We start from the raw sequence: 507 nt of genomic DNA, 5'->3' as shown, positions 1-507 counted from the left end.
CCTGATGCGTTGCGTAGCAGCCGTCTACAACCTGGGTTGCGGAGGCATCAAGGCTGAGCAGCAGCAGGCTTAGCAGCGGAATCGCGCTTAACGACTTCTTCGACTTTGAGTACATAGAGACGCCCCGAAGTGGTTACGGAAAATTGAACGAGATAGGCCTTGTCGAGCTGGGAGGTCAGCTTGTCGGTGATGCAGGTCTTGAGCTGACCCGACACTTCCACCGTCATTGCTCGCTCGTTGACCTTCTCGTTCCTCGGAATCCAAACCGTGGTCACACGGTCTTGCTTGACCCGCAGCGCGGCGGCGTCGAGCATGGTCTTGAGTGCGCCGTACCCATCCGGGTGGGCCATCTTCAAAATGACCTTGTTGTTGTAGTCAACCGTCTCCGGCGTGACCGTCTTCACCTTGTCGAGCACGTATCCCGCCATGTCCAACAGGTAGTCGGAGTTGGCGTAGTTCGAGCCGATTTCGTAGGGCCGCCGAACTTCAGGCGGCACGACGATTTCT

The 507-nt window shown here is 57.4% G+C and carries 1 protein-coding gene; it reads right to left on the bottom strand.

Going from position 1 to position 507, the window contains the following annotated elements; translation table 11 throughout:
- Positions 1 to 47 precede the first annotated feature (47 nt).
- Positions 48 to 507 (bottom strand): type IV conjugative transfer system protein TraE (locus tag WH87_RS14450; RefSeq protein WP_046173273.1); only part of this gene is annotated, 460 nt, incomplete at its 5' end.

Origin of the sequence: Devosia epidermidihirudinis (genome assembly GCF_000971295.1) — a bacterium.
Classification (GTDB): Bacteria; Pseudomonadota; Alphaproteobacteria; order Rhizobiales; family Devosiaceae; genus Devosia; species Devosia epidermidihirudinis.
Note: the sequence above shows the minus strand (reverse complement) of the source record. Positions and strands in the feature narration are given on the sequence as shown.